This window comes from Sphingopyxis sp. UBA6723 (genome assembly GCF_002454115.1).
Taxonomy (GTDB): Bacteria; Pseudomonadota; Alphaproteobacteria; order Sphingomonadales; family Sphingomonadaceae; genus Sphingopyxis.
Genome location: NZ_DKIH01000003.1, coordinates 121,112 through 144,139, shown reverse-complemented (window position 1 = coordinate 144,139; position 23,028 = coordinate 121,112). Strand labels below are relative to the sequence as shown.

The following is a 23,028-nucleotide window of genomic DNA, read 5'->3' as shown; positions in this document are numbered from 1 at the left end:
ATAACGGGTGACGCGGCGATTCATAATGCGCCTCTTAACGCACGGCCCAGCAGGTGGAAATAGGTCTGGCTTTCGGCGCTTCCGTCCGTCGCCCATTCGGGATGCCACTGGACGGCGAGCAACGGCGCGCCGTTGGGCCGGGCGCTATACGCCTCGACCAGCCCGTCGGGCGCGCGCGCCTCGACCGACAGGCCGTCGGCCAGCGCGCCGATGCCCTGATAATGCACCGAATTCACCTCCAGCGTCGGCGCATCATAGGCCGCCGCCAGCAGCCCGCCCGCGACCAGGTCGACCGGGTGGCGATGATCGAACATCGCATCGAAATCGGCCTCATCGGGTGCATGGTGGAGTAGCAACTGAGCGCTTGCCGACGTGTCGCGGCGCAGCGTCCCGCCCAGCGCGACATTGATCTCCTGAAACCCGCGGCAGATGCCGAACAGCGGCCGCTGCGCCGCGATCACCGCCTCGACCAGTTCGATCATCATGCGGTCGCGATCCGGATCGAACGGCCCCTCACCCGGCGCCGCATCGCCATAACGCGCCGGTTCGACATTCGACGGCGTTCCGGTCAGCAGCACCCCGTCGAGCCGTCCGACGACTTCCTCTGCGCGCATATAATCGGGCAGCGAGGGAATGATCAGCGCCGCGCAGTCGGCATATTGCATCGCCGCCATCGCATAGCGGTTCATTACCGCCTGCGCGGTTTCGACCCCGACGGTGCGGTTGCAGGCGATGATGCCAAGGACGGGGCGCGCGGACATCCCGCATTGCTGCCGATTTTCGTCGGGCAGCGCCAGCAGAATCTCCGACGAACCGCTGCCCCGGCGGCAATATATCCGGCGATGTGGGGAAATGGTGCACCCGGAGCGATTCGAACGCCCGACCCTCAGATTCGTAGTCTGATGCTCTATCCAGCTGAGCTACGGGTGCGTGGAGAGGCGCCTTTAAGGGGCGTCGCGTGGGCGCGCAACCCCCTATTTCAGCTTTGTGACCGTAGCGCAGGATGATTGGCGGCGCACCGCGTTCAGCCCGCCGATTTCCTTGGGGTCTTTCAAAAGCAGACGGATCAGCGCGATGCCGCGATCATGGTTCGTGCGAACCACTTCGGCGCGCGCGGGGACCGCCTGCCCTTCGCGCGCAAGGATGATTCGGAACGGATTGCCCCCCGCCTCGACATCGTTGCGGACAAAAATCACATCGGTCGCTGCGTCAAAGACACTGAGTGAGCTGTAGCGGCCCGGAACGGGCGTCACGTCGATCGCCAGTGGCCCCGCCGACAGATCATAGGGACAGCTGGAATAGGCAAGGTCGGGACTGGGCCGCACCACCGGCTGGCGATCGGGGTTGGCCAGATTGCCATAGGACATAGTGTTGACGCCGCCCTGCCCCAACCGATCCGAGGCAATTTTCATCAGGCCATAAGGGATCGCGCCGATCACCGCCCACGCGGTCGCGGCGGCAAAGATGAGCCCAAAGGCGAACGGGCCGAGCCAGTTGCGCATCTCAGCAGCCCTCCTTGACGATTTGCGGCAGCACCGCCTTCGCCGGATCGGCACGGAACGCCTGACCCGGATTGTACATGCGGAGTGTCAGGTGGAACGGCTGGCCCTTGGTGCCGGGCAGCCATGCGCCCTCGGCTGGCTTGTCCGGCGCGATCGTGACGCGCCATTCACCCTTGGCATCCAGCGCGACATTCGCGCCGTTAACCGACCAGATGTTCGCCGGATTGGCAACCAGATAGCCTTTGGCATCATAGATGGTCACGCTCCACCAGCGCGCATCGAGCGGCTTGCCCGACAGGCGGTAGCGGCAATTGCCGTCGAGCGGCGCGCCCGCGGCATCGGCCGTTGCCGACCAATAGACCGTTTCCTTCGCAGGCAGCGCGAGCAGGCCGGCGCGGGCGACCAGAGCGCGGGTGACGGGATCGGCGGTCTTGGTGCCAAAGCCCAGCGAGGTCGTCCACGGCCCGCTGGCAATCGCGCCATTGCTGAGCCCGCCGTTAGTGAGCGCCCAGGCTGCGCCGAGACCGACGGTCAGGCCGCCGACAAGGGCAATCGCATAGCGGTGCCAGCTTTTCATCGATCACTCCCCCCGTCGTCGCCTTCGCGGGGGCGACGACTATTTCGCTTTCAACGCCGCCTGTGCTGCCGCCAGCCGTGCAATCGGCACACGGTAGGGCGAGGCGCTGACATAGTCGAGGCCGGTTTTTTCGCAGAAATGGATGCTCGGCGCGTCGCCGCCATGCTCGCCGCAAATCCCCAGCTTGACGTCGGGGCGCGTCTTCCGACCGCGTTCCGCCGCCAGCTCGATCAGCTGCCCGACGCCTTCGACGTCGAGGCTGACAAACGGGTCGGTCAGGAAGATGCCCTTGTCGACATATTGCGTCAGGAAGCGGCCTGCGTCGTCGCGGCTGATGCCGATCGTCGTCTGGGTCAGGTCGTTGGTGCCGAAGCTGAAGAATTCAGCGGTTTCGGCAATCTCACCCGCCATCAGCGCGGCGCGCGGCAGTTCGATCATCGTACCGACGAGATACGCGATCTCGCGGCCCTTTTCGGCGAACACCGCCTTCGCCTGTGCATCGACGACAGCCTTCATCAGGTCGAATTCACGCCGCGTCGCCACCAGCGGGATCATCACCTCGGGGATGGGTGCCGCACCGGTGGCGGCGGCCACGTCGCACGCCGCCTCGAAAATCGCGCGCGCCTGCATCTCATAAATTTCGGGATAGGTGACCCCCAACCGGCAACCCCGATGGCCCAGCATCGGGTTGAATTCGTGCAGTTCGTTCGCGCGCGCCTTCAGCGCCTCGATGCCCACGCCCGCAGCCGCCGCAACGTCGGCGAAATCCTCTTCGCGCGTCGGCAAAAACTCATGCAGCGGCGGATCGAGCAAGCGGATGGTGACCGGCAGCCCCGCCATCACCTCGAAAATCCCGGCGAAATCCGCCCGCTGCTCGGGAAGCAATTTGGCGAGCGCGACGCGGCGGCCCGCCTCATTCTCGGCCAGGATCATCTCGCGCACCGCGGTGATCCGCGCCGCGTCGAAGAACATATGCTCGGTGCGGCAAAGCCCGATGCCCTCGGCGCCAAAGTCGCGCGCGACTTGGGCGTCCTGGGGCGTTTCGGCGTTGGCGCGCACTTTCATGCGGCGGACCTTGTCGGCCCACACCATCAGGGTGCCGAAATCGCCGACCAGTTCGGGCAGCAGCGTGTTGACCTCGCCCGCCATCACTTCGCCGGTCGATCCGTCGAGGGTGATGATGTCGCCTTCGCGCAGTTCGCGCCCGGCGACGCGCAGCACGCGCGCATTGCCGTCGATCGACAGCCCACCGGCGCCTGAGACGCACGGACGCCCCATGCCACGCGCAACGACCGCCGCATGGCTGGTCATCCCGCCGCGCGCGGTCAGAATGCCCTTCGCTGCATGCATGCCGTGGATGTCTTCGGGCGACGTCTCGACACGCACCAGAATCACCGCCTCGCCCATCTCCGCAGCCTTTTCGGCAGCATCGGCGGTAAACATGATCTTGCCCGACGCGGCGCCAGGGCTGGCGGGCAGCCCCTTGGTCAGCACATCGCGCGGCGCATCGGGGTCGAGCGTCGGGTGGAGCAGCTGGTCGAGCGCACCGGGATCAACGCGGCCCACGGCTTCCTCTTCCGAAATCAGTCCTTCAGCCGCCATATCGACCGCGATCTTCAACGCCGCCTTGGCGGTGCGCTTGCCCGACCGCGTTTGCAGCATCCACAGCGTCCCACGCTCGACGGTGAACTCGATGTCCTGCATGTCGCGGTAATGGGTTTCGAGCGTATCGAAGACGCGGCCCAGCTCGCCGAAGGTTTCGGGCATCGCCTCTTCCATCGACAGCGGCTTGGCCCCGGCCCGCTCGCGCGCGGCTTTGGTCAGATATTGCGGGGTGCGAATGCCCGCGACGACGTCCTCGCCCTGCGCGTTGATCAGCCATTCGCCGTACCAGGCATGCTCGCCCGTCGCGGGATCGCGGGTGAAGGCGACGCCGGTTGCCGACGTGTCGCCCATATTGCCGAATACCATCGCCTGAACGCTGACCGCGGTGCCCCATTCGCCGGGGATCGAATTGATGCGGCGATAGACTTTCGCGCGGTCGCTTTCCCAGCTCGCGAACACCGCGCCAACCGCGCCCCAAAGCTGGTCGTTCGGTTCTTGCGGGAACGGCGCGCCGGTTTCGCGCTCGACGATCGCCTGATACTCCTTGACCAGCGCCTGCCAGTCCTCGGCCGACATTTCGGTGTCGAGGTAAAAGCCACGGTCTTCCTTGGCGATTTCCAGCGCTTCCTCGAACTCGGCGTGGTCGAGCCCCATGACGACGTCGGCGTACATCTGGACGAAGCGGCGATAGCTGTCCCACGCGAAACGCGGATCACCCGACGCTTCGGACAGGCCGACGACGGTCTTGTCGTTGAGCCCCAGATTGAGGACGGTGTCCATCATCCCCGGCATCGACACGCGCGCGCCCGAGCGCACCGACACGAGCAGCGGATCGGCAGGGTCGCCGAACTTTTTGCCCGTGATGCCTTCGATATGGGTGATGCCCGCGGTCACCTGTTCGATCAGGCCCGCGGGGAATTGTTCGCCATTGGCGTAATAAGCGGTGCAGACGTCAGTGGTGATGATCAGGCCCGGCGGGACCGGCAGGCCGATCGAGGCCATTTCGGCCAGGTTCGACCCCTTGCCGCCCAGCAATTCCTTCGAACGCTCGGCCGTCGTGGCCGCGCCGCCGAACAAATGCACCATCTTCGTCATCATATGCTCCTGCTGCCCCGGGGAGGAGGTTGCGGCTGGATAGGAATGCAATCGCAGTTAGTCGATTCAGTTTTGCTTCGTCCGTTTCAAGCGCCCCACCCCTACTCGGTTCGTGTCGAGCGAAGTCGAGACACGCTATCCTTCGCGCTCGCCTTCGACGTGTCTCGACTTCGCTCGACACGAACGGGAATGAAAGGTCGGTTTACCCCTCGATCTTCGAGAAATCGGCCACGCCATGCACCGCACCGGTAAATCGGGCGAGCAGTCCGAGCCGATAGGCGCGCACCGCTTCGTTGGGATCATTGACCATCACGCCATCGAAAAACGCATCGATCGGCGCGCGCAGCGACGCGAGCGCGGCCATGGCGTCGGTGAAGCGTTCGTCGGTCACGGCGGCGGAGGCGGCGGGTTCTGCGGTGTCGAGGGCGGCAAGCAAAGCACGATCCACATCCGTCGCCCCCGCGAAGGCGGGGGCCGCTGGAGGTGCTTCCCCCGCATCGCTGCGTAAACCGCCAGCGGCCCCCGCCTTCGCGGGGGCGACGGAAATATCCGCCTGCTTCAAAATATTCGCCGCGCGCTTATACCCCGCCAGCAAATTCGCCCCGTCATCACTCGCCATAAACGCCTGCAACGCCTTCACCCGCGCTAGCAGCCGCACCAGATCATCCTCGCCGCCAAGCGCGAACACCGCGTCGATCAGGTCGTGACGAACACCGGCCTCGCGTTGCTGGACTTTGAGACGGTCGGCGAAGAATGAAATCAGCTTCGCTCTCGCTGGATCAAGAACGTTGTCGAGCAATTCATCACGGAAAGGGCCCGCCAATGCTCGATCCTTGGCCTCTTCAATCAGTTGGAGCTTTTCTCCTTCAGACAGCGATCGGCCTGCATTCTCGAAGGCCTGAACGAGGCCCATTGCTCCTTCAAATGCGTCAAGACCAACGCTCCGGCCGAGAACACCCGTCATAGGAAACGTTAGAGCCCAGTTCAGCGCAACTCTAATGTTGTTCTTAGTTAGCAATTCCAAAACACCGATCGCGGCACGCCGAAGCGCGAATGGATCTTTGGAACCAGTTGGGACCATATCGTAGAGAAAGAACGAGCTTAGCGTATCCAGCTTATCCGCCAACGCCACAGCCACCGTCACCGGCGCCGTCGGCACGTCATCGCCCTGCCCGACCGGCTTGTAATGGTCGCGGATCGCGTCGGCCACTGCATCGCCCAAGCCTTCGGCGCGGGCGTAGTAGCCGCCCATCAGGCCTTGCAATTCGGGGAATTCGCCAACCATTTCGGTGACAAGGTCGGCCTTTGCCAGTTCCGCCGCCTGCCGCGCGAGCGCGGGGTCGCAGTTCGGCACGATGCCTGCGCTTGCCAGCCATTCGGCCAGCTTCGCCACCCGCTCGACCTTGTCCGCAACCGTCCCCAGCTTCTCGTGGAACGTGATCCGGTCCAGCTTCTTCGCATGATCGGCCAGCGCCGTCTTGCGATCCTGCTCCCAGAAAAAGCGCGCATCCGACAATCGCGCCGCGAGCACCTTGCGGTTGCCCGCAACAATCTCTGCCCCGCCATCGACCGCATCGATATTCGCCGTGCAGACAAAGCCGTTCGCCAGCTTGCCCGCCGCGTCGTTCACGACGAAATATTTCTGGTTCACGCGCGCCGTCAGCTGGATAACCTCGGGCGGCACTTCCAGAAACGCTTCGTCGAAGCGTCCGAGTAGCGGCACCGGCCATTCGGTCAGCCCGGCGTTCTCGATCACCAGCCCCTCGTCCGCGACCAGCGTCAGGCCCGCATCAGCCGCGGCCTTCGCAGCGCCGTCGCGGATGATGGTCTGCCGTTCCTCGTGGTCGACGATGACGTGGCAGGCGCGCAGCTTTTCAGCATAGTCCGACGCCGAACCGATCGTGATTTCGCCCGGGCAGTGGAAGCGATGACCGCGCGTCGCATAGCCCGACGCAACCCCGCCAATTTCGCACGGGATCAATTCTTCGCCAAAGATCGCGACGATGCCCGACAGCGGGCGGACCCAGCGCAGGCTTTCGCTGCTCGCGCTGTCCTTGCCCCAGCGCATGGATTTGGGCCAGGCAAAGGCGCGGATGATCGCGGGGATCGCCTCGGCCAGCACCTCGGCGGTCGCGCGTCCGGGCTTGTCGATGACGGCGAAATACACGCCGTCGCGATCTTCGAGCTGATCTTGAGTCAGCCCGGTCTTGCGGAGGAAACCCTCAAGCGCCTGCGGCGGCGCGCTGCTGCGCGGGCCTTTGAGTTCTTCGCTGACCGCGGCGGTCGCGTCGGGCAAATTCTTGGCGATCAGCGCCAAGCGCCGCGGGGTCGACCAGATGCTGAGATCGCCGACATCGATGCCCGCGGCCGCCATCTGCGCCCGGAATAACTTGTCGAGCTCGGCGCGCGCCCCGGCCTGCATCCGGGCGGGGATTTCCTCGCTGCGCAGTTCGAGAAGGAAGTCGGTCATCTGAAATCCCCCGATCCCCAAACCCCGTTCGCATCGAGCGAAGTCGAGATGCCGCGAAGGACAGCGCTAAGCCGCTGCGTGTCTCGACTTCGCTCGACACGAACGGAGAAGAGGACGGCGGAACTACGACAGGCCATCACAGCGTCCACCCCGGATATTTCGCGGTCCATGCGTCCGACTGGCTGTCGATCCACGCCTTGCAGCTCCCCTTCGCGAGATCGCGGACGCGGGCCATGTAGTTGGCGCGTTCCTGGACGCTGATCACGCCGCGCGCCTGGAGCAGGTTGAACAAATGGCTCGCCTCAATCGCCTGGTCATAGGCCGCCAGCGGCACGTTCGCGGCGATCGCGCGCTGGCATTCGGCCTCGGCGGCCTTGAACCCTGCGAACAGGCTGTCGGTATCGGCGACCTCGAAATTCCATTTCGAGAATTGGCGCTCGTTTTCGAGGAACACGTCGCCATAGCTCACCCCCGGCACGTCGCCGACGGGGTCGGAAAAGCGCAGGTCGTACACATTGTCGACATTCTGGATATACATGGCGAGGCGTTCGAGCCCGTAGGTGAGCTCGCCGGCGACGGGCTTGCAGTCGAAGCCGCCCATCTGCTGGAAATAGGTGAACTGGGTGACTTCCATCCCGTCGCACCAGACTTCCCAGCCCAACCCCCACGCACCCAGCGTCGGGCTTTCCCAGTCATCCTCGACGAAGCGGATGTCGTGGAGCAGCGGGTCGATGCCGATCGCGACCAGCGAACCCAGATATTGTTCCTGCAGGTCGGCGGGCGAAGGCTTCAGGATCACCTGATACTGGTAATAATGCTGGAGCCGGTTGGGGTTTTCGCCATAGCGGCCGTCGGTCGGGCGGCGGCTGGGCTGGACATAGGCAACGTTCCACGGTTCGGGGCCAAGGCTGCGCAGCGTGGTCGCGGGGTGAAATGTCCCCGCCCCGACGCGCATGTCATAGGGTTGCAGGATCGCGCAGCCGCGGGCTCCCCAATAGGCGTGCAGGGTCAGGATCATGTCCTGAAAGCTCAAGGATTTCGTCTCTGCCGCGTCGGCCACTATCCGCTCTTTCGCAGGTGCAACAAGTGTCGCTGCCCTTGGCGCAGGGCGCGTGCAGGGTCAAGGCGCGTGCGGCGTGGATGTTGGCGAAAGTGCCGCGCAGCGCGTCATTTCGGGGCGATGTAAGGTCTTGTTGACACAGTCAGCGAATCATGTCATTTAGTCATGGACACATGACATACGGTCAGTGTCGCCTGACAACGGGATCGACGATGAACAACCAGCTGAAGGTGCTGCGCGCGATGCGGAACTGGAGCCAGGCCGAACTGGCCGACCGGCTCGACGTGTCACGCCAAGCGGTGAACGCGATCGAGACGGGGAAGTACGACCCGTCGCTGCCGCTCGCGTTCAAACTGGCGCGGCTGTTCGCGATGCCGATCGAGGAGATTTTCGATGATGGCCATGAAGGACATGACGATGGTGAATGAACCCCAGAAGCGTCGCGCGCCCAACATGATCTGGCCGGTCGCGATCGGCATCGGCACCGCCATGCTGGCGGGCGGCTTTGCCGGGTACAATGATGCAGCCGCCGAACGCGGCGATGCGGTATTGGCGCCGTGGATCGGGCCGGTCGTCGCGGTCCTGATCGGCGGCCTTGCGCTCGCCTATTATGTCCGCCGCCACGCCGACGCATTCCGCAGCTGGTCGCCGCGCAAGCGCCTTTACTGGATCAGCCTGATATTGTCCGGCGCGCTAGGTTTCGTCGCCGCCATGGTGATGCAGGCCGGCAGCGACGGAACCGACGGTTTGTTCAGCAACGCTGCCTTGACCCCCCCGGTCGCCATTGCACTGTCGGCGATGTGGGTCGTCGGACTGACGATCGCGCTGATCCTGTATCACCGTACGGTCGATGACCATGAACGGCAGGCTTATCATCTGGGCGGGCTGGCGGGTTTTTACGCCTTCGTCTTTCCCTGCCCTGTCTGGTGGGTGTTATGGCGCGCCGATCTGGCGCCACCGGTCGACGCCATGCCGCTGTTCGGCCTGTCGCTGGCCGCGAACGCCGTCATCTATTTCTGGTACAAGTTCCGATAATCACTTTCCCTCTCCTCTTCTCCACCCCCTCCGGCCATAAGTGCCATAGACAAAAGGACATTCTCCGATGAAAAAATGGTTCAAAATCCTCGCCACCACCTGCGCGGTCATTCCGTTTGCGCAATGCGCGGTCCTGCCCGGCAGCAATGTCGCCACCGCCGCCGAACCCGCTCCGGTTGCCGCGGCCACTGCGACGACCGACGCCGATCCGGCGCTGTGGGTGGTCAAGGACGACGACACCACCATCTATCTGTTCGGCACCGTCCATGTTCTCAAGCCCGGCCTCAGCTGGTTCGACGAGGCAGTGAAGGACGCGTTCGACAAGTCGGACGAGATGATGCTCGAACTGGTGATGCCCGAAGATCAGGCGGCGGTGGCCAAGACGATGATGCCGCTCGCAATGGACACGACCGGCAAGACCATCCCGTCGCGCCTGACTGCAGACGAGCTCAAGGCCTATCAGGCCGCACTGGTCAGCGTCGGCGTACCCGCCAACGCCTTTGACAGCTTCGAACCCTGGTTCCCGGCCATGACCCTGTCGGTGCTGCCGCTGACCAAACTCGGCTATGATCCCGAACAGGGCGCCGAAAAGCTGCTGACCAAATTTGCCAAGGCCGACAGCAAGCCGGTCGCGGGGCTGGAAACGCTCGAAGAACAGCTCGGCTTTTTCGACAAACTGCCCGAAACCCAGCAGGTTGCGTTCCTGAATGCGGTGGTCAAGGACATCGACAAGCTGGGGCCGATGCTCGACAAGATGGTCGGACTGTGGGCGAAGGGCGATCCCGACGGCTTGGCGGTCACGATGAACGAAAGCATGGCGGCGACCCCGGAACTCGCCCAGATTTTGCTCTATGATCGCAACGCGCGCTGGGCCGACCAGATCAAGACGCGGATGGACAAGCCAGGCACGGTATTTATCGCGGTTGGCGCCGGGCATCTGGCGGGCGAAAAAAGCGTGCAGGATTATCTCAAGGACCGCGGCCTGACCGCCACGCGGATCGCGTATTGAGGACAAAACCCAATCTTGCCGGCCATTGGGGTCGCCGCTTTGCGGCGGCCCTTTTGCCGTTGCTGTTGGTCGGGTGCGGGACCGACAAACCCGCATCGCCGGCGCGACCGGCGATGTGGCTGGTCCAGGATGACGATACCCGTATCTATCTGCTCGGTACGATGCATGCGCTGCCGCGCGGGACCGACTGGGACGATGGCGCGGTGGCACAAGCGATTGCGGCGTCCGACGCGCTGATCATGGAATTGTCGCCGCGCGAACTGGCGGCGGCGGGCGCGATGTTTCAGACACTGGCATCGCGTCCCGCGCCGCTGCCGATCGAAGCGCGGCTGTCCGGCGCAGCGCTCGCCCGCTACCGCGCGCTGGAGGCGAGCGGCGGCGCACTGGGCGGCGACACGCTCGACGATTGGGCGGTGATGATCCTGATCGGACAGCGCGCCGCGCGCGCGGCCGACCTGTCGCCCGCGGCCGGAGTCGAAAAAGGACTGACGGACACTTTTGAAGCGGCGGACAAACCGATCGGCGGGCTGGAGTCCGCGCGTAGTCAGCTGATGCTGTTCGAAAATCTCGACGCGCCGACCCAGCGCGCGCTGTTGACCCGCGCCGCCGCGGGCGCCGACGATGCCGTTGCCCGGATCACCGCCCTGACCGCCGCCTGGCGCCGCGGCGATGTTGCGGCGCTGGAAAACATGATCAACGAGGATGTCGACGCGGTTCCCGCGGCGCGCCAAGCGATCATCACCGATCGCAACCATCGCTGGGCGGCATGGGCGCAAAACCGCATGGAGCAGCCCGGAACCGTGCTGATGGCGGTGGGCGCCGGTCATCTGATTGGAGCTCAGGGCGTTCCGGCGATTCTCGAGACCAAGGGGATGAGGGTGACGCGGGTGCAGTGATTGGCGGCGGGGAGCGGGCCGCCATCTGCCTCTTTCGGTTCCCTCGCGTAAATCGTCAGCGGCTCCCGCCTTCGCGGGGGCGACGATGAAAACGACGGCTGGTTCTGGTTGGTCGAAGATTTTCCGTCTGGTTCGCACCAACCTAGATCGGCCCGCGCTCAGGCCGCCATGCGCAGGCGGTTCCGTCCCTCGCGCTTCGCGGTATACAGTGCCTTGTCGGCGCGCTGGAGCAGGTCTTCGATGCTGGCCTCGCCGGCAAAGATCGCCAGTCCGATGCTGACCGTTACCGCCGGTAAACCTGCGGCAACGCCTTCGGCGTCGGCATGGACCGCCTTGCGCACCCGCTCGGCAACCAGTTCGGCGGACAGCGCGCTGCGGCCTTGCAGGATGCAGACAAACTCCTCGCCGCCATAGCGCCCGACCATGTCGTCGTCGCGCAGCGATGCTTTCGCTCGTTGGCCGACGCGGCGGATCACCTCGTCGCCCGCAGCATGGCCATGCTGATCATTGATCGCCTTGAAATGGTCGATGTCGAAAATCGCGACCGCCAACGGGGCGCCGTCCTGTACGGCCCGGCGAAGCGCCTGATCCAGGAATGCCAGCGTATGACGCCGGTTGGGCAGGCCGGTCAGCATGTCGGTGTTGGCGATCCGTTCGGCCGCGCTGCGCGCCGATTCCAGAATGCGCGCATTTTCGACCGTGTCGGTCACATCCTGGACTGTCCCGAAAATGCCGACCGCTTTGCCGCGGCGTCCCTTTTCGATCGACCCGTGCGATTTGACATAGCGGATTTCCCCGTCGGCGCGCCGGATCCGTCCCTGAAACACAAAGGGCTCGCCGGAACGGACCGCCTCTTCCAGCGCCTTGCGTACCGCCACCCGGTCGTCGGGCAGATATTGTTCAACGCTGTAGTCCACATCGACTGGCATCCCGGGTTGCAACCCGTGGACGCGATACGTCTGATCCGACCATGTGATCGTCCAGCCAACCAGATCGACACGCCAATGGCCGACCAATGCCGCCGCCTCGGCCTGGAGCAGCCAGCGATTGCTTTGTTCCAGCCGTTTGGCCAGCCGCCGCTGAACCACCAGCAACGCCGCCAGCGGCAGCGCGATGAACAACATCGTCACCAGATAGAATTGCAGGAACAGCACCTCGACCTTTTGGCCCTGGTCCATCGCCGCGATCGGGCCATAGCCCTGGCCGGTCAGCAGCGACGCGATGATGGCCACGATCAGCATCCCCGCGGCGGCGCCAAATGGTCCCAGTCGATAGGCCGCCACGATCACCGCAACGCATGGGAGGAAGGTGACCGGGAAATCCGACTGGGCGAACGACGCGCCGGTGATAAAGGCGGCGATGGTCAACAGCGCAATGCCTTCCAACTTCATCGCCGTTGACGCGTTGTTCAGTGCGTTCGACCCGACCATCCGCGCCAGCATTACGATCGGCGGGGTGACAATCAACATTCCCAGCCCGACCGTTGTCATCCACGACAGCAGGAAATCAAAGCCATTGCGGGTCAACAGCGTTGCGATAACGGCGCTCGCGGCGCTGGCGATCAGCGCTGCGATGCAAAAACGACCGACGGCGCGCGGTGCCATGAACGACATCTCACCCGCGTTATGACGCCGCACCAGCCACAGCGCGATGATCGCCTCGGCCGTGTTCGCGACGGTATAGGCGGCAGCCGCCGCAGCGGGGACCCCTTCGATCATGTTCGCGCCCACGCTGGCGCCCGCCATGGCAACGAACGCGACAATGCGCTGCCGCGAGGGCATCAACAGTAATAACGCCAGGAAATAGCCGCTCGGCGGCCAGACGGCGGCGATATTGTCCGCGCCCTTGGTCGCGTAAAGCGACAGGCTTGCCAGCAGGAAATAGCCGGTAGCGGTCAAAAGAAACCAGAAAACCGCCTCGACTCGGGGGGACAGGGGCCGGGTCATCGGTCCAACTAACCGAAAAGAGGGAAAGAAACCGCTAACATCTGGCCATTGCCCCTCACCCCCGTGTTCTGACCCCTGTCCGCTGGCCCCCGCCGCGCGATCGGTTTGCGTCGGCGCTCAGTCGATCCCGCCAAAGGTCAACCCGACCACATTGTCGACCATCGCTTCGTCCCACTCCAGCCGCCGGTCGAGGATCAACATGGCCAGACCATGGACCAGCGCCCAAGCATGCAACGCCGCCGTATCGGGATTTTCGACCCCAGGCAACGCCTCCCCCACGCCGGCCCGCAACAGATTATAGGCCACTTCGCCGCCGTCGCCACCAACTTTGGCGTGGCGTGCCGACATCTGCCGGGTGAAGCTGAGACGGAACAGCGCCGGTTCGTCGTGGGCAAAGCGGACATAGGTGATCCCCGTCGCCTTGAACCCATTGCGCCCGCCGCCCGCTTTCAGCCACGCCTGCGCCTGCCGCGCCCCCAGCCGCCGCAGCCCTTCGTCGGCAAGCGCGTCGAGCAGCGCCTCCTTGTCGGGAAAATGGCGGTACAATGCGGTGGCGCTGACCCCGACGTCGCGCGCGAGGGCGCGCAGCCCCAATTCGCCATCGTCGCCCGCCTCTAGCCGTTTCAGTCCCGCCGCAATCACCGCCGCGCGCAGGTCGCCGTGGTGATAAGCGCCCGCCGCCTTCGCGCCGTCGCTTTTTATGTTGACACTGTTATCTTGTTCGATCATGTTGTCACCGTAAACATTCCGAGTCGCCAGCGCAATCCCCTCCACGCTGTCCGCCACTTTCGCTACCATCCGTAAGGAGCATCACCATGGCAAGCAATGTCGAAACCCTGATCCGCGGCGCCGTCGTCAAAGGCATCGGCAAGGTCGCCGATTTCAACCGCAAGCGCCTGCCCCGCCCGACCGACGCGCACCCCTATCTGACCGGCATCCACCAGCCGATGACCGAGGAACTGACGCTGGAACAGCTGCGCGTCGAGGGCACAATCCCCGCGGCGCTGTCCGGCCGCTATCTGCGCAATGGCCCCAACCCGGCTGTCGCACCCGATCCCGCCAGCTATCACTGGTTCAGCGGCGCGGGAATGGTGCATGGCATCCGCATCGAGGGCGGCAAGGCCGATTGGTACCGCAACCGCTGGGTCCGCGGCACCGAAGCGTGTGCAGTGTTGGGCGAGCCTATCCCTCTCGGCCCGCGCGAAGATCGCAACGATGCGCCGAACACCAATGTCGTCGGCCTGGCCGGTCGGACCTTCGCAATCGTCGAAGCCGGGGGCAAACCGGTCGAGCTGGATTATGAACTGAGCACCATCGCGCACAACCCCTTCGACGGGACGCTGGTCGGCGCCTATACCGCGCATCCCCACCACGACCCGTTCACCGACGAGGTCCATGCGATCACCTATCGCGGCGACGAGCCAAACAAGGTCTGGCACGTCGTGCTCGACAAGGACGCCCAAGTCATCCGCGAAGAGGCGATTGCGGTCAGCGACGGCCCGTCGATCCACGACTGCGCGATCACCGCAAATTACGCGCTGGTGTTCGACCTGCCGGTCACCTTTTCGATGAAGCTGCTGCTCGCGGGCTATCGCTTCCCCTATGCGTGGAACGACGCGCACCCCGCGCGCGTGGGCCTTCTTCCGCGGAAGGGCCGCGGCGACAGCATCATCTGGGTGCCGGTCGAGCCCTGCTATGTTTTTCACCCCGCCAATGCGTATGAGACCGCGGACGGCAAGGTGATCGTCGATGTGGTGGCGCACGAGACGATGTTCGCCAGCTCAAAGCGCGGCCCCGACAGCGAGCGGTCGCGGATGGAGCGCTGGACGATCGATCCGATTGCAGGCACGACGACGCGCGCCGTCATCCACGATCATCCGCAGGAATTCCCGCGCTACGACGAGCGGCTGACGACGCAGCCCTATCGCTATGTCTATTCGGTCGCGCTCCCCGACCGCACAACCACCGAGATGGAGATCGGCGACACCCGGCTGTTCCGCCACGATTTGCAGGCCGGCACGACCGCGGTCCATGATTTCGGTCCCGGCCGCCATCCCGGCGAGTTCGTCTTTGTCCCGCGCCGCGCCGACGGCGCCGAGGATGACGGCTGGCTGATCGGACTGGTCGTCGACATGAACGACGAAACGACCGCGCTCGTCATCCTGAACGCCGACGATTTTACCGGGTCACCGCAAGCTGTCGTTCACCTGCCGCACCGGGTTCCGCCGGGGTTTCACGGGAACTGGGTGGCGGACTGACCCGCGGCGCGCCATCAGCGCCTCGGTGACGCGCAGCGAGCGTTCATTGTCGACATCGATCGCCGTCGCCCCGTTGCTGATCAGCAGCGGGGCGATCTCGACCTTCATGTGCCGCGAAATACGCGCAAAAATATGGTGGATCGGTCCCATGCCGAAGCGGAAGCGCAGGAGGTTGATCAGACCGAACGCCTGCATCACGCGCAAAGGCTTCTTGACGAATTGGCCGCCGCCGCGAAACGCCTCGGTTGCTTTCAGTGCACCGGGATGGCCGATCCAATAGGCGTTGCAGTTGGACACCGCGACGTCGGAAAATTCATAGAAGCGGCGCTGCCCCTCTGGATGCACCGCCAGCACATCCTCGCGCCGCGCCAGCGTCACCCCCGCCTCAGCGTCGAGGCGGGCCGCCTCCGCCTCAATCTCGGCGATCGTCTCTGGCGTCAACAGGCAGTTGTCAGCGGTCGTGATCAGTAGAGGAAAGCGGGCAACACCCGCGACCGCGAGGACCGAATCCGCCAGATTGTCGGCAGCGGGGACGATGATCAGGCGATCGCCCAAGGACTGGATCACCGATTCGGGCAGGTCGGCGAGCAGGCCAGGATGATGGGTCGACACGAAAATCTGTTTCGCTTGCCCGGCCGCGGCGCTGTCGAGCACATGCGCGATCATCGGGCGCCCGGCGACGGGAACCAGGCATTTGTCAGCGACCCCATGTGCGGCGGCCAACGCATCGATGGCGCCCGCGCGTCGGCCCGCGAGGATCAGGATCGAGCCGATCATGCGGCGTCGCGCCGCGCCATCGCGGGAACGATCTGGCGGATCATGCTCTCGGCAACAATGGTTTCAATAAGCGTTGCATGGGTGAAGCCCGCAATCGTGGCCGAGCGCGAAAACAGCTTTTCGGACCACAGGTTGCAGTTCAGATTCACTTCAAGAAGGCGCACGTCGCCGGTCGCCTGATCGACCCGAAACTCGAAGCGGCCATAATCGAAGGGACGAAAGACATCGGCCATGCGGCGGGTATATTCGACGACCTGCCGACTGATCAGCGGGTCATCGAAGCGTTTGATAGAATAGCCGACGTTGCCAACCAGATCGCGCTTTTCCTGATAGGTGCGCAATTGTGTCGGATCGTCCTGCTCGAAAATCATCATCGGCAGCATCGCGGGTTCGCCGTCCAGCGTGATGACCGGCACCTCGATGTCGCTGCCGTCGATAAAGGGTTCGACGATCGCATCATGGTCGAGCGCGTGGATTTCCGCGATCGCCTGCGCCAGTTCGACGCGATCTTGCGCGTCGCGCACGCCCCATGACGCCGAACTGTTGTTCGGCTTGATCACCCAGCGCCGCGCGGGCGGGCAACGCGCCACATCGACCGGCGCGCCGCGGCGGAACAGGGCCCAAGGCGCGGTGGGGACACCGCGCGCCGCGGCCTCCAGCTTGGTCAGATGCTTGTCGTCGGACAGGCCACGGACGATCGGCGAAGCGCCCAGATATGGGATGCCATGCCGGTTGCAAAGCAACGGGATCAGCATTTCCGAATTGAAGAAGCCGCCCCGGTTGAGCAGCGGAAACACGAAGTCGGCGGCGGGCCGATCGAATAGCAAGGCGTAGTCATCAGCGATCAAAAGCCTGATGCCCAGCCCCTCCAACGTCTCGCGCATCTCGCGGTGATATAGCGCATGGTTGCGGTCGTCGGCATGAAGCCCCCCGGTCCAGCGGGCGTGCTTGGCGATGAACAACAGGCGCTGCGTTTCGCGCAGGCGATCGGGCAGCCGGGTCGGCGCGAGGTCGGTCGTTTTCATAGGCCGCACCGACCACGTCGAGGTTGCGCGGCGATGACGAATTGGTGACGATGGATGACTGCAAACTGCAAGACCAATGTCATTTTTTGTTTTAACGTGTTGGAAAATTTAGATTTTTGCGTCGTGACGCCGACCCGGCAGCGTGGTTCGGCTGACCGCAAAGCCGATGCGCTAGCCCGATGAATCATCACTAAATCTTCGTCGCGCCGCCGGACGGCCACGGCTCGTCGCGGAAATCCGCGATCGGGCGCAGCGCTTTTCCGACGCGGTTCGTTTGTCCTTCACTATGATGAAGAATATCGCCCTCTCCCGCCCCGCCACGAGCGCGATTGCCGCGTTCCTGGTCCTTTCCGCCCCCGCCGCTTTCGCCCAGGAAGCGCCAACGATCACGATGACCCCGCCGGTCGCAGAACCGACGGCGCCCACGACGCAAACTCCGCCGACAGTGGCTGAGCCGACCACGCCCGCCCCGGTGGCCGCGCCGCCTGCCGCGCAAACCGCGACCCCGACGCCGGTGATCCGTGTGCCGCTGGATATCGCCCCGACTGAACCTGCGCCGACCCCGCAAACGACCCAGCGCACCGAAGCGCCCGCTCCGGTTCGCGCCCCGCGCGCGGCTGAACGCAGCCGTCCCGCCGCTGCCGCGCCGGTAGCCGCCACGCCGACAGCGGCCGCAGCGACTACGCCGACGGCACCCGAAGCCCCCTCGACCACCGAAATGGCGCCAATCTCTGCCCCGATGGACGTGCCGACCGACCCGGTGATCGACGCGGCTCCGTTGCCCGCCGAAACGGCTACGACCAACGGCAGTGAATTCCCTTGGGAGATCGCTGGCGGCGCCGCCGCGTTGCTCCTAATTGGCGGAGCCGGACTCGCCCTTGCCCGCCGTCGCCGTCACCATGCGACCGAAGTCACTTATGACGAGGTTGTCCATGACGCTCCGGCCCAGCGTTTCGACCCGGTTGCTGCGCGCGCGCCGGTGACAAACGAAACCGAACAATGGGTGACCCCGGCCTATGCACCGCGCGAGCCGGTCACGGCAGCACTGCGGACCACCCCGGCCTTTGCCGCAGCGCCGAGCGGCAGCATGGGACGCCATGAAGCCATGGCGATGACGGGTCCGACGCCGGAAAACCCGTTTGCGACCCTCAGCAAGCGCCTAAAGCGAGCGCGGTTCCTCGATCGTCAGGAGCGCATCGCCTATGCCGACACGTTGGCAGCCCAGAAGGACGTGACCCGCAAGCCAGTAAGTGCCTGGGAAATCGCTCAGCGCCCGGCGCCCGTGATGCAGGAACAGGACGTGCGCCGCCCCGAACCGGCCCGTACCCGTACGACGACAACGTTCCGCCCGGGCTTTTCGAACAGCTAAGTCGGTTTCCTGCGGTGGTCCCCTCACCGCACAAAAAAAGGGCGGTGCCTCGCGGCGCCGCCCTTTCTTTTTGTCAGAAGCCGATCGGCTGAGCCGACCGGATCCGCGAACTGATTACTTCAGTTCGACGGTGCCGCCAGCGGCGAGGATCTTGGCCTTCAGCTCTTCAGCTTCTGCCTTGTTCACGCCTTCCTTGATGGCCTTCGGCGCACCTTCGACAAGTGCCTTGGCTTCGCCAAGACCCAGGCCGGTGATCGCACGGACTTCCTTAATCACGTTGATCTTGTTGCCGCCGTCACCCGTCAGGATGACGTCGAATTCGGTCTGCTCTTCAGCAGCCGGAGCAGCGGCGCCGCCGCCAGCTGCCGGAGCTGCTGCAACCGCTGCTGCGGCCGAAACGCCCCACTTCTCTTCGAGANNAGCAGCAGCAACAGCAGCGGCAGCCGAAACGCCCCACTTTTCTTCGAGCATCTTCGACAGGTCAGCCGCTTCGAGGACGGTCAGTGCCGACAGTTCTTCAACGATCTTTGCAAGATCAGCCATGTTCATTCTCCATCAAAACCGGGATATCCCGGCAGTAAGGTTTAAAGTTAGTTCGAAATCACGCTGCTTCTTTGGCGGCATATGCGCCAAAAACCCGCGCCAGCTGGCCAGCCGGGGCTGCGGCAATCTGCGCAACCTTGGTAGCCGGAGCCTGCACCAGACCAATGATCTTGGCGCGCAGCTCGTCGAGCGAGGGAAGCGAAGCCAGCGCTTTGACGCCATTCACGTCGAGCACCACGTCGCCCATGCCGCCGCCAACGATTTCAAGCTTGTCGTTGGTCTTGGCAAATTCCACCACGATCTTGGCGGCCGCGACCGGATCGGTCGAGGTTGCAAGCGCGGTGGGGCCGGTCAGCAGATCGCCGATCCCGCCGTAGGACGTGCCGTCGAGCGCGATTTTGGCAAGACGGTTCTTCGTGACGCGAAAGTCGGCTCCTGCATCGCGCATTTGCTGGCGCAGCACCGTCGACTGAGCGACGGTCATGCCGAGGTTGCGGACGACCACAACCGAGGCAGCTGATGCCAGCGTAGCGTTCAGCGAGGATACGGCTTCGGCCTTTTCCGTACGATCCATGCCTATACTCCACTCTGTGCCCGGATGCGCGAGGCGCCGAAACGCTTGGCGCCGCCGGGCGGCTAACACACGCAAAACCGGATACGAGCCAAAGCTCAGCCGTCTTTGCGCAACGATGTCCGAAGGGGTCGGTCAAGACGCGTCGCCTGAACATGCAGGCGGGCGACCGAAAAAGACTGTTCCCCGTCTCGGCTGGAAATTAAGCAGGGCCAATCCCCTGCACCAACTGTCTCGGACGGAATTGCCGCAAGCGAACCTGCGGCAACACGGGGGCGCTATTAGCCGGAAACGACGGGAAGTCAAGGCAGAGCGCGTACGTCGATAAACTTGTCCCTCGCTGCGTGCCCACGCGCTGGAAGAAGTCGATGGGCGCCGCGAATTCATGGATCGACGCCGCCGCCGCGATCTCGACCGGGCAGTGCAAAACATCGAGTGGCAACCGCTTTGGATTGCCGGGTTTCGCTTGCGATGACGCGAGCCGAGGCCCGATTTTATCGTTCTTCGATATTATTGATTGACGATAAGCACGACTCACAATATATTGTTCTTCGATAAACCACTTATCGGAGAACGACATGCCCACCACCAATCCCACTCTCCTCCGCGCGACACGCGGCTTGCTCTGGCTGACGCTGGGGCTGATTATCGCGTCGGCGTTTATCGTCGCCGGGGTCACGGTCGCACTGGTTGTCGCCTGGCCCGACGTGATGGCCGAAATTCGCAACAGCCCCATGTTCATCGACGCGACGACCATGCGATTTCCCCTAAGCGTCCTGATGCTGTTGCTTATCGCGATCCTGGCCGCGGCGGGCTATGTCATTCGCCAGTTGCAGGCGCTGGTCGCCAGTGCCGCGCATGATCCCTTCGTCATCGACAATGCCGCGCGGCTGCGCCGGATCGGCTGGGCGCTGGTTGCGATCCAGTTGCTGGCTATTCCGCTGCATTGGACCGCCAGCAGCATTGCAAAGGCGAGCAGCGATTTCAGCCAGATGGGCGGGATTTCGATCGGCAGCCTGCTCGCCATCCTGCTCGCATTTGTCCTGGCCACGGTGTTCGAACAGGGCGCAGCAATGCGCGATGAGCTGGAGGGGACCGTGTGATGGCGATCGTCGTGAAACTGGATGACCTGCTGCACGCCAAACGGATGACGCTGACCGACCTGTCCGACCGGATCGGGATCACATTGGCCAATCTGTCGATCCTGAAAACCGGCAAGGCCAAGGCGATGCGCTTTTCGACGCTGGAGGCGATTTGCACCGAACTGGAATGCCAGCCGGGCGATCTGTTGGCGTTCGAACCCGAACGCTGACGCCGCCTCCCCGACCAACCTGACCCCGCTCCGCCCCCCGGTCGGAGCGGGGTTTCCTTTGCCGGTTTGACGCGGAACGCGAATCTGCAATGATGCGTTGGACCAGGCGGCGGCTTTTTCAGCTGCCGTATTCGCAACCGACGAAAGGATCCTCCGTGACCGAGCCCCAAGGCCTGCTGTGCCCGACCTGCCGCGTGAATTTGACGATGTCGGAGCGGCAGGGGATCGAAATCGACTATTGTCCGCAATGCCGCGGCGTATGGCTGGACCGCGGCGAGCTGGACAAGATTATCGAGCGCAGCGAAGCAGTCGCCGCCCCTGCCCCGCGCGCCTCGGCCCCGCCGCCTCCGTCGCCGCAGCAGCCCTATCAGCAGCCGCCGCAGTATCGTGAGCATGGCCATGACGACCGCTATTATGGCAGCAAGCCATACAAGAAGAATTACAAGAAGAGCTTTTTGAGCGAGTTGTTCGACTGAAAGCCGTCGCCCCCGCGAAGGCGGGGGCCGCCGGCGGCCTAGACCAGTCACCTCTGTGTAGAATGACAGCGGCCCCCGCCTTCGCGGGGGCGACGGATGCTACTAACCAACCACCGCATTCCGCCGGGCGTAGAGGAAATAGACCCCCAGCCCGACGACGTTCCATACCAGGAACCACAGCTGCGTCTGCGTCGGCAGGCTGAAGAACAGATAGATGCAGCCGAACACCGCGATGCCGCCGATCACCCACGGCATCGGGGCGCGGAAGGTGCGCGGGGCGTCGGGGGCGCGGACGCGCATGATCAGCATGCAGATGGATACCGCCGTGAACGCCGCAAGCGTCCCGGCATTGGCGAGCGCCGCCAGTTCGCCGAGCGGGATGAAGCCTGCGAGCACCGCAACGACGAGCGCGGTGAAGATGGTGATCCGCACCGGGGTGCCGCGCGACGACAGGGTCGCGAGGCTGGCCGGCAGCAAACCGTCGCGCGCCATGGTGAAGAAGATGCGGCTCTGGCCGTAGAAGAAGGCGAGGATCACCGTGGGCAGCGCGATGATCGCCGACACCGCGAGATATTGCGCCGCGAGCGGGCTGCCGAGTTCGCGCAGGATCAGCGCCAGCGGTTCGGGGCTGTTGGCGAAGCGGGTGTAGGCGATGGCGCCGACCGCAGCGACCGCAACCGCGATATAGATGACGACGCAGACGAACATCGACCCGACGATGCCGATTTTCAGATCGCGGTCGGGGTTGCGCGTTTCCTCGGCGGCGGTGGCGATCGCGTCGAAGCCGTAGAAGGCGAAAAAGATGATCGCGGCGGCGGCCATGACGCCGCGCTCGACGTTGTCGGGACCCATATGCTTGGCAAAGCCATAGGGGCTGAACGGTTCGAGATTGGCGGCGTTGAACGCGGGGAGCGCAACCGCGACGAAGATCACCAGCGCGATGACCTTCACGATCACCAGGATCGCGTTAAGCGTCGCGCTTTCGCGCGTGCCGACGAGCAGCAATCCAGCGACGACCGCGATGATCGCGATCGCAGGCAGGTTGACGACGCCGCCGAGTTCCGGCCCCTGCATCAACGCCATCGGCACGCCCGCCCAGGCTTCGAGCAAGGGCGCGGCATAGCCCGACCAGCCAACTGCGACCGCGCTGACCACCAGCGAGTATTCGAGGATCAGGCTCCACCCGACCACCCAGGCGATGAGTTCGCCGATCACGACATAGGAGTAAGTGTAGGCGCTGCCCGAAGCAGGGATCATCGTCGCCATTTCGGCGTAAGCGAGCGCGGCGCAGGCGCAGATCAGGCCCGCGATGCCAAAGGCGAGGATGACGGCCGGACCAGCCTTGTCGGCGCCCACCCCGATCAGGGTCAGGATGCCGGTGCCGACGATCGCCCCGACGCCAAGCGCGATCAGGTGCGGCCAGCCGAGGGTGCGGGCGAGCCCATGCCCCTCCTGCTTTTCCGGAACGATTGGTTTACGGCGCAGCAAGCTGTCTGACATGG

23 protein-coding genes and 1 tRNA gene are annotated in these 23,028 nt (G+C 64.3%); 9 read left to right on the top strand and 15 right to left on the bottom strand.

Annotated features, from left to right (window positions below; genetic code table 11):
- Positions 1 to 20: 20 nt before the first annotated feature.
- From B4F07_RS01330 to B4F07_RS01300, 7 genes are all read right to left on the bottom strand, one after another.
- Positions 21 to 761 (bottom strand): gamma-glutamyl-gamma-aminobutyrate hydrolase family protein, encoded by a 741-nt coding sequence (locus B4F07_RS01330; RefSeq protein WP_293704360.1) that lies wholly within the window; start codon positions 759 to 761, stop codon positions 21 to 23.
- A 92-nt stretch (positions 762 to 853) separates the two neighbouring features.
- A tRNA-Arg gene (locus B4F07_RS01325) sits at positions 854 to 930 on the bottom strand.
- A 44-nt stretch (positions 931 to 974) separates the two neighbouring features.
- Positions 975 to 1,502: a DUF1254 domain-containing protein gene (locus tag B4F07_RS01320; RefSeq protein ID WP_293704358.1), complete on the bottom strand. Its 528-nt coding sequence runs from the start codon at positions 1,500 to 1,502 to the stop codon at positions 975 to 977.
- A gap of 1 nt (position 1,503) precedes the next feature.
- On the bottom strand, positions 1,504 to 2,079 hold the full coding sequence (locus B4F07_RS01315; protein ID WP_293704356.1) for a DUF1214 domain-containing protein: 576 nt from the start codon (positions 2,077 to 2,079) through the stop codon (positions 1,504 to 1,506).
- 39 nt (positions 2,080 to 2,118) lie between these two features.
- Positions 2,119 to 4,779, bottom strand: a complete 2,661-nt coding sequence (gene ppdK, locus B4F07_RS01310) for a pyruvate, phosphate dikinase (RefSeq protein WP_293704450.1) — start codon at positions 4,777 to 4,779, stop codon at positions 2,119 to 2,121.
- Between the two features lie 202 nt (positions 4,780 to 4,981).
- The gene (glyS, locus tag B4F07_RS01305; RefSeq protein ID WP_293704355.1) at positions 4,982 to 7,249 is read right to left on the bottom strand and encodes a glycine--tRNA ligase subunit beta; all 2,268 of its coding nucleotides are present in this window, start codon (positions 7,247 to 7,249) and stop codon (positions 4,982 to 4,984) included.
- Positions 7,250 to 7,385: 136 nt separating this feature from the next.
- Entirely contained in the window at positions 7,386 to 8,267 is an 882-nt protein-coding gene (locus tag B4F07_RS01300) for a glycine--tRNA ligase subunit alpha (RefSeq protein ID WP_293704049.1), read from the bottom strand.
- Between the two features lie 254 nt (positions 8,268 to 8,521).
- Between B4F07_RS01300 and B4F07_RS01295 the strand changes: the two genes are divergently transcribed.
- The 4 genes from B4F07_RS01295 to B4F07_RS01280 all read left to right on the top strand — a co-directional run bounded on the left by B4F07_RS01295 (position 8,522) and on the right by B4F07_RS01280 (position 11,249).
- Positions 8,522 to 8,737, top strand: a complete 216-nt coding sequence (locus B4F07_RS01295; protein ID WP_137753487.1) for a helix-turn-helix transcriptional regulator — start codon at positions 8,522 to 8,524, stop codon at positions 8,735 to 8,737.
- Complete coding sequence (locus B4F07_RS01290) at positions 8,703 to 9,344, top strand: hypothetical protein (RefSeq protein WP_293703429.1); 642 nt, start codon at positions 8,703 to 8,705, stop codon at positions 9,342 to 9,344. Before B4F07_RS01295 ends, B4F07_RS01290 begins: the two co-directional genes overlap by 35 nt.
- A 67-nt stretch (positions 9,345 to 9,411) precedes the next feature.
- The gene (locus B4F07_RS01285) at positions 9,412 to 10,353 is read left to right on the top strand and encodes a TraB/GumN family protein (RefSeq protein ID WP_293703431.1); all 942 of its coding nucleotides are present in this window, start codon (positions 9,412 to 9,414) and stop codon (positions 10,351 to 10,353) included.
- Positions 10,350 to 11,249: a TraB/GumN family protein gene (locus B4F07_RS01280; protein ID WP_293703434.1), complete on the top strand. Its 900-nt coding sequence runs from the start codon at positions 10,350 to 10,352 to the stop codon at positions 11,247 to 11,249. The genes B4F07_RS01285 and B4F07_RS01280 overlap by 4 nt, the downstream gene beginning before the upstream one ends.
- 158 nt (positions 11,250 to 11,407) lie before the next feature.
- Here the strand turns inward: B4F07_RS01280 and B4F07_RS01275 are convergent, their stop codons facing one another.
- Positions 11,408 to 13,195: a sensor domain-containing diguanylate cyclase gene (locus B4F07_RS01275; RefSeq protein ID WP_293704353.1), complete on the bottom strand. Its 1,788-nt coding sequence runs from the start codon at positions 13,193 to 13,195 to the stop codon at positions 11,408 to 11,410.
- A 117-nt stretch (positions 13,196 to 13,312) separates the two neighbouring features.
- Positions 13,313 to 13,924, bottom strand: a complete 612-nt coding sequence (locus B4F07_RS01270) for a TetR/AcrR family transcriptional regulator (protein ID WP_293703440.1) — start codon at positions 13,922 to 13,924, stop codon at positions 13,313 to 13,315.
- A gap of 86 nt (positions 13,925 to 14,010) precedes the next feature.
- Between B4F07_RS01270 and B4F07_RS01265 the strand changes: the two genes are divergently transcribed.
- A complete protein-coding gene (locus B4F07_RS01265) occupies positions 14,011 to 15,453 on the top strand; it encodes a carotenoid oxygenase family protein (RefSeq protein WP_293703443.1) in 1,443 nt (480 codons plus the stop codon).
- Here B4F07_RS01265 and B4F07_RS01260 read toward each other — a convergent pair.
- Together B4F07_RS01260 and B4F07_RS01255 are read right to left on the bottom strand one after the other, a co-directional pair.
- Positions 15,382 to 16,230 (bottom strand): NTP transferase domain-containing protein, encoded by an 849-nt coding sequence (locus B4F07_RS01260; RefSeq protein ID WP_293703446.1) that lies wholly within the window; start codon positions 16,228 to 16,230, stop codon positions 15,382 to 15,384. The genes B4F07_RS01265 and B4F07_RS01260 overlap by 72 nt on opposite strands.
- Entirely contained in the window at positions 16,227 to 17,255 is a 1,029-nt protein-coding gene (locus B4F07_RS01255; protein ID WP_293703449.1) for a D-alanine--D-alanine ligase family protein, read from the bottom strand. The genes B4F07_RS01260 and B4F07_RS01255 overlap by 4 nt, the downstream gene beginning before the upstream one ends.
- A 286-nt stretch (positions 17,256 to 17,541) precedes the next feature.
- On the opposite strand from B4F07_RS01255, the gene B4F07_RS01250 reads away from it, so the two are divergent.
- Positions 17,542 to 18,624 carry a hypothetical protein gene (locus tag B4F07_RS01250; protein ID WP_293703452.1) on the top strand — a complete coding sequence of 361 codons (1,083 nt, stop codon included), beginning with the start codon at positions 17,542 to 17,544 and terminating at the stop codon, positions 18,622 to 18,624.
- A 114-nt stretch (positions 18,625 to 18,738) separates the two neighbouring features.
- Here B4F07_RS01250 and rplL read toward each other — a convergent pair whose 3' ends face one another.
- The 3 genes from rplL to B4F07_RS01235 all read right to left on the bottom strand — a co-directional run bounded on the left by rplL (position 18,739) and on the right by B4F07_RS01235 (position 20,318).
- Positions 18,739 to 19,167 (bottom strand): 50S ribosomal protein L7/L12, encoded by a 429-nt coding sequence (gene rplL, locus B4F07_RS01245; protein ID WP_293704352.1) that lies wholly within the window; start codon positions 19,165 to 19,167, stop codon positions 18,739 to 18,741.
- A 58-nt stretch (positions 19,168 to 19,225) separates the two neighbouring features.
- Entirely contained in the window at positions 19,226 to 19,741 is a 516-nt protein-coding gene (gene rplJ / locus B4F07_RS01240) for a 50S ribosomal protein L10 (protein ID WP_293703457.1), read from the bottom strand.
- 199 nt (positions 19,742 to 19,940) lie between these two features.
- Positions 19,941 to 20,318: a hypothetical protein gene (locus tag B4F07_RS01235; protein ID WP_293703460.1), complete on the bottom strand. Its 378-nt coding sequence runs from the start codon at positions 20,316 to 20,318 to the stop codon at positions 19,941 to 19,943.
- On the opposite strand from B4F07_RS01235, the gene B4F07_RS01230 reads away from it, so the two are divergent.
- The 3 genes from B4F07_RS01230 (at position 20,317) to B4F07_RS01220 (ending at position 21,526) form a co-directional block, all read left to right on the top strand.
- Positions 20,317 to 20,841 carry a DUF2975 domain-containing protein gene (locus tag B4F07_RS01230; protein WP_293703463.1) on the top strand — a complete coding sequence of 175 codons (525 nt, stop codon included), beginning with the start codon at positions 20,317 to 20,319 and terminating at the stop codon, positions 20,839 to 20,841. The genes B4F07_RS01235 and B4F07_RS01230 overlap by 2 nt on opposite strands.
- Positions 20,841 to 21,050: a helix-turn-helix domain-containing protein gene (locus B4F07_RS01225; protein WP_293703466.1), complete on the top strand. Its 210-nt coding sequence runs from the start codon at positions 20,841 to 20,843 to the stop codon at positions 21,048 to 21,050. Before B4F07_RS01230 ends, B4F07_RS01225 begins: the two co-directional genes overlap by 1 nt.
- A gap of 206 nt (positions 21,051 to 21,256) precedes the next feature.
- Positions 21,257 to 21,526 carry a zf-TFIIB domain-containing protein gene (locus B4F07_RS01220; protein ID WP_414711734.1) on the top strand — a complete coding sequence of 90 codons (270 nt, stop codon included), beginning with the start codon at positions 21,257 to 21,259 and terminating at the stop codon, positions 21,524 to 21,526.
- 102 nt (positions 21,527 to 21,628) lie between these two features.
- Here the strand turns inward: B4F07_RS01220 and B4F07_RS01215 are convergent, their stop codons facing one another.
- Positions 21,629 to 23,026, bottom strand: a complete 1,398-nt coding sequence (locus tag B4F07_RS01215; protein WP_293703472.1) for an amino acid permease — start codon at positions 23,024 to 23,026, stop codon at positions 21,629 to 21,631.
- Between the last annotated feature and the right edge of the window lie 2 nt (positions 23,027 to 23,028).

What these genes read in the sequence shown, in the direction of transcription:
- B4F07_RS01330 (WP_293704360.1), bottom strand. Translation starts at nt 761, where the DNA reads ATGTCCGCGCGCCCCGTCCTTGGCATCATCGCCTGCAACCGCACCGTC.
- B4F07_RS01320 (WP_293704358.1), bottom strand. Translation starts at nt 1,502, where the DNA reads ATGCGCAACTGGCTCGGCCCGTTCGCCTTTGGGCTCATCTTTGCCGCC.
- B4F07_RS01315 (WP_293704356.1), bottom strand. Translation starts at nt 2,079, where the DNA reads ATGAAAAGCTGGCACCGCTATGCGATTGCCCTTGTCGGCGGCCTGACC.
- ppdK (WP_293704450.1), bottom strand. Translation starts at nt 4,779, where the DNA reads ATGACGAAGATGGTGCATTTGTTCGGCGGCGCGGCCACGACGGCCGAG.
- glyS (WP_293704355.1), bottom strand. Translation starts at nt 7,249, where the DNA reads ATGACCGACTTCCTTCTCGAACTGCGCAGCGAGGAAATCCCCGCCCGG.
- B4F07_RS01300 (WP_293704049.1), bottom strand. Translation starts at nt 8,267, where the DNA reads ATGATCCTGACCCTGCACGCCTATTGGGGAGCCCGCGGCTGCGCGATC.
- B4F07_RS01295 (WP_137753487.1), top strand. Translation starts at nt 8,522, where the DNA reads ATGAACAACCAGCTGAAGGTGCTGCGCGCGATGCGGAACTGGAGCCAG.
- B4F07_RS01290 (WP_293703429.1), top strand. Translation starts at nt 8,703, where the DNA reads ATGATGGCCATGAAGGACATGACGATGGTGAATGAACCCCAGAAGCGT.
- B4F07_RS01285 (WP_293703431.1), top strand. Translation starts at nt 9,412, where the DNA reads ATGAAAAAATGGTTCAAAATCCTCGCCACCACCTGCGCGGTCATTCCG.
- B4F07_RS01275 (WP_293704353.1), bottom strand. Translation starts at nt 13,195, where the DNA reads ATGACCCGGCCCCTGTCCCCCCGAGTCGAGGCGGTTTTCTGGTTTCTT.
- B4F07_RS01270 (WP_293703440.1), bottom strand. Translation starts at nt 13,924, where the DNA reads ATGATCGAACAAGATAACAGTGTCAACATAAAAAGCGACGGCGCGAAG.
- B4F07_RS01265 (WP_293703443.1), top strand. Translation starts at nt 14,011, where the DNA reads ATGGCAAGCAATGTCGAAACCCTGATCCGCGGCGCCGTCGTCAAAGGC.
- B4F07_RS01260 (WP_293703446.1), bottom strand. Translation starts at nt 16,230, where the DNA reads ATGATCGGCTCGATCCTGATCCTCGCGGGCCGACGCGCGGGCGCCATC.
- B4F07_RS01255 (WP_293703449.1), bottom strand. Translation starts at nt 17,255, where the DNA reads ATGAAAACGACCGACCTCGCGCCGACCCGGCTGCCCGATCGCCTGCGC.
- B4F07_RS01250 (WP_293703452.1), top strand. Translation starts at nt 17,542, where the DNA reads ATGATGAAGAATATCGCCCTCTCCCGCCCCGCCACGAGCGCGATTGCC.
- rplJ (WP_293703457.1), bottom strand. Translation starts at nt 19,741, where the DNA reads ATGGATCGTACGGAAAAGGCCGAAGCCGTATCCTCGCTGAACGCTACG.
- B4F07_RS01230 (WP_293703463.1), top strand. Translation starts at nt 20,317, where the DNA reads ATGCCCACCACCAATCCCACTCTCCTCCGCGCGACACGCGGCTTGCTC.
- B4F07_RS01235 (WP_293703460.1), bottom strand. Translation starts at nt 20,318, where the DNA reads ATGTCGTTCTCCGATAAGTGGTTTATCGAAGAACAATATATTGTGAGT.
- B4F07_RS01225 (WP_293703466.1), top strand. Translation starts at nt 20,841, where the DNA reads ATGGCGATCGTCGTGAAACTGGATGACCTGCTGCACGCCAAACGGATG.
- B4F07_RS01220 (WP_414711734.1), top strand. Translation starts at nt 21,257, where the DNA reads ATGTCGGAGCGGCAGGGGATCGAAATCGACTATTGTCCGCAATGCCGC.
- B4F07_RS01215 (WP_293703472.1), bottom strand. Translation starts at nt 23,026, where the DNA reads ATGTCAGACAGCTTGCTGCGCCGTAAACCAATCGTTCCGGAAAAGCAG.